Annotated in this window: 3 protein-coding genes; all 3 read right to left on the reverse strand. The window is 68.2% G+C overall.

The genetic code is table 11. From position 1 onward, the window contains the following. Nucleotides 1-2,427 (reverse strand): DNA topoisomerase I (locus tag N800_RS14850; protein WP_036140441.1); only part of this gene is annotated, 2,427 nt, incomplete at its 3' end. 208 nt (nt 2,428-2,635) lie between these two features. Further along, nucleotides 2,636-3,124, reverse strand: a complete 489-nt coding sequence (locus N800_RS14855) for a DUF494 family protein (protein ID WP_036140443.1) — start codon at nt 3,122-3,124, stop codon at nt 2,636-2,638. Nucleotides 3,125-3,209: 85 nt separating this feature from the next. Beyond that, the coding region (locus N800_RS14860) for a DNA-processing protein DprA (RefSeq protein WP_036140445.1) at nt 3,210-3,910 on the reverse strand (701 nt) is incomplete at its 5' end.

A 3,910-nucleotide genomic window follows, 5' to 3' on the forward strand; every position in this document is an offset into this window, starting at 1 on the left:
CGCCTTCTTGACGGTCTTCTTCGCGGCCTTCTTCGCCGGTTTTGCCGCGTCCTCGGCGACGGCCTTCGCCGCCTTCCTGGCCGGCGCCTTCTTCGCCACCTTCTTGCCGAAGCGCCCGCGCATCGGCTTGCCGGTTTCCGCCATCAGCTGCGTGACCTCGTCCAGCGTCAGCGAAGCCGGGTCGCGGTCTTTCGGAATCTTGCCGTTGAGCTTGCCGTCGCTCAGGTACGGGCCGAAGCGGCCGTTGAGCACCTGGATGTCGCTGCCCGGGAATTCCTTGATGATGCGGTTGCGCGCGATCTCTTCCTTTTCCTCGATGAGGAACACCGCGCGCTCCAGGCCGATGGAGTACGGGTCGTCTTCCTTGGCCAGCGATGCATACGTCGTGCCGCGCTTGGCGAACGGTCCGAAGCGGCCGATGCCCACGCTGACCTCATGTCCATCGCTCGTGCCCAGCTTGCGCGGCATCTTGAACAGCTCCATCGCCTCGTCCAGCGTCAGCGTGTAGATGCTCTGGCCGGGGCGCAGCGAAGCAAAGCGTGGCTTCTCTTCGTCCTCCACGGTGCCGATCTGCACCAGCGGGCCGTACTTGCCGATGCGCGCGCTGACCGGACGGCCACTCGCGGGGTCCTCGCCCAGCACGCGCACGCTGCCGGCGTCGGCTTTGTCCAGCGTGGCTTTCTTGTCCTCCACCAGTTCCTTGAACGGCGTCCAGAACTTCCCCATCAATGCGACCCAGTCCTCTTCGCCGCGCGAGACCGAGTCCAGCTCGTCCTCCAGGCGCGCGGTGAAGTCGTAGTCCACGTAGTTGGTGAAGTGGCTGCTGAGGAACTTGGACACCGCGCGGCCGATGTCGGTCGGGCGGAACGCGCGGCTTTCCAGCAGCACGTACTGCTTGCCCTGCAGGGTCTGGATGATGGACGCGTAGGTCGAAGGCCGGCCGATGCCGAACTCTTCCAACGCCTTCACCAGCGATGCTTCGGTGTAACGCGGCGGCGGCTGGGTGAAGTGCTGGTCGGCGCGCACGCGCTCCAGCGGGATGCGGTCGCCGGGCTTCATCGCCGGCAGCTTGCGGCCTTCGTCGTCGTCCTCGGCGCCCTTGCTGTCCTTGCCTTCCTCGTACACGGCCAGGAAGCCCGGGTCGACCACGGTGGTGCCCGACACGCGGAAGCTGTGCTCGCTGCCCGCGGCCAGGTCCACCGACACCGTGTTGAGCGTGGCCGGCACCATCTGGCACGCCACGGCGCGCTTCCAGATCAGTTCGTACAGCTTGCGCTCTTCGTCGCTGAGGTAACGCGCCACCTGCGTCGGCGTGCGCAGCGCGGAGGTCGGACGCACCGCCTCGTGCGCTTCCTGCGCGTTGGCCGACTTGGTCTTGTACACGTTGGGCTGGTCGGGCAGGGCGCGGGTGCCGTAATCGCGCGCGATGACGTCGCGGATCTCCGCCACGGCCTCGGCCGACAGGTTGACCGAGTCGGTACGCATGTAGCTGATCAGGCCGACGGTGCCTTCGTCGCCCAGCGCCACGCCTTCGTACAGCTTCTGCGCCACCTGCATGGTGCGCCGCGTGGTGAAGCCCAGCTTGCGCGCGGCCTCCTGCTGCAGCGTGGAGGTGGTGAACGGTGCGGCGGGGCGGCGCTTGCGCTCCTTGCTGGTGACGTCGGTCACCTGCAGCATGCCGCTTGCGGCCTTGGCGATGCGCTGGCGCGCGGCCTCGGCGCTGTCGCCGTCGGTCAGGGTGAACTCCAGCTTGCCGGTGTCGGCGGCGAACTTCTTGCCATCCAGCTTGGTGAGCTTGGCGGTGAACGCCTGCTTCGGGTGCGCGCACTCGGCCTCGATGGTCCAGTACTCGCGCGCCTTGAACGCCTCGATCTCTTCCTCGCGCTCCACGATCATGCGCAGCGCGGGCGACTGCACGCGGCCGGCGGACAGGCCCGCCTTGATCTTGCGCCACAGCACCGGCGACAGGTTGAAGCCAACCAGGTAGTCCAGCGCGCGGCGCGCCTGCTGCGCGTCCACCAGGTCGCCGGCAATGGCGCGCGGATGGGTCATCGCTTCCTTGATCGCGCGCGGCGTGATCTCGGTGAAAACCACCCGCTGCAGCGACTTGTCCTTCAGCAGGCCGCGCTCCTTCAGGATCTCCGCGATGTGCCAGCTGATCGCCTCGCCCTCGCGATCCGGGTCGGTCGCCAGGAACAGGTGGTCGGCCTGCTTGGCCGCCTTGGCGATGGCGTCGACGTGCTTTTCGTTCTTTTCGATGACCTCGTAGGTCATCGCGAAATCCTTTTCCGGGTCGACCGCGCCTTCCTTGGGGATCAGGTCGCGGACGTGGCCATAGGAGGCAAGGACCGTGAAGTCCTTGCCGAGGTACTTGTTGATCGTCTTCGCCTTGGCGGGCGACTCGACGATCAGGAGGTTCTTGGCCATGGAACGTCTCCGCGGGCCCGGGGGAGCCCGCATGGGGGGTCGCCGCCGGCCTGTCCGTGGCAACCGCTGAAGTAGCGACGCCCGCGGGGTCTGGCCGCGGGCGTGGGGTGTTTCCTTATATATAGTGGAATCACGCGCCGGAGCCGGCTGTCAAGCCGCCGTGGATCACAGCGGCTTTTACGTGATCACGATGTGACGGCGGACAGCCTCAGTGAACCGGCTCGGGTTCGTCGGCGAAGATCTGGGTCTCCATCCAGGCGTAGGCGGCCTCGCTGCCGGGCTGGTTGAACAGCACCATCAGCACCACCCACTTCAGGTCGTCCAGGTCCAGCTCGTCCTGGTCCAGGGCCATGGCGCGGTCCAGCACCAGCTCGCGCTGGCCGGCGTCGAGCACGCCGTGCTGCTCCAGGAACAGCAGGAAGCCGCGGCACTCCACGTCCAGCTTGTCCAGCTCCGGGCCGTGGAACACGCGCGTGGGCCCGTCGGCGCGACGCGGCTCCGGCGCCGGGCGCTGCTGCGCCAGGGCATCGAGCCACTCGAAGGCCTTGTTGATCTCGGCGGGACTGAAGCCGGCCTGCCCCAGTTCATCGAACAGCGGGCCGCTCTGGAGCGAATCACGGTCGCGGACGAGATCCGCATCGTCGGTGAAGTAGTGCTCGAACAGGTACAGCAGGACGTCCAGGATGCTCTCTTTCATTTCCCCTCGGCCTGCGCCGGGACCGGCGCGGTGGGCTGGAGTTGCGGACTGCCACCGGACGGATCCCTGCGGAAAAGCACGGTGGTCAGCGGTTGCGGTGGTACCGGCCGTGTTTCGACGACACCCGGCCCTCAAGCTCCATGAGCAGCAGCATGGAGGACAGTTGCGCGGCCGTCAATCCGGTTCGCGCCACCAGTTGATCCATACCGGTTGGGTCATGGCCGAGGGCCTGCCACAAGTTCTGGTAGTCGGGGTCGTCGGCGGGGCCTCCGCGCTGAACAGGGGTTGAGTCCCGTTCACGAGGCTGCCCGGTGGTTGTGACAACCCCGTGGCCGGCTGAAGTGGGGGCGGCCAGCCGGGTGCGCAAGTCGTCGGCCAGTTCGGCGGCCAGCGGGGCGAGGGCGGCGATGACCTCGTTGGCGCTTTCCACCAGCCCGGCGCCCTCGCGGATCAGGCGGTGGCAGCCGCGCGCCAGCGGGTTGTGGATCGAGCCCGGCACGGCGAACACCTCGCGGCCGGCCTCGCTGGCCTGGCGGGCGGTGATCAGCGCGCCGGAGCGTTCGGCGGCCTCGATCACCAGCGTAGCCAGGGTCAGCCCGGCGAGGATGCGGTTGCGGCTGGGGAAGTGCTGGCGCTGCGGCCCGGTGCCGGGCGGGTGCTCGCTGACCACCGCACCGTGCTCGGCGATGCGCGCGTGCAGGCCGGCATGGCTGCGCGGGTAGGGCACGTCCGGGCCGGTGCCGATCACAGCCAGGGTCAGCCCGCCGGTGGCCAGGGCCGCCTCAT

The organism is Lysobacter daejeonensis GH1-9, from assembly GCF_000768355.1.
Lineage (GTDB): Bacteria > Pseudomonadota > Gammaproteobacteria > Xanthomonadales > Xanthomonadaceae > Aerolutibacter > Aerolutibacter daejeonensis.

Excerpts from the sequence above, each read along its gene's own strand:
- N800_RS14855 (WP_036140443.1), bottom strand. The coding sequence starts at position 3,124 with ATGAAAGAGAGCATCCTGGACGTCCTGCTGTACCTGTTCGAGCACTAC.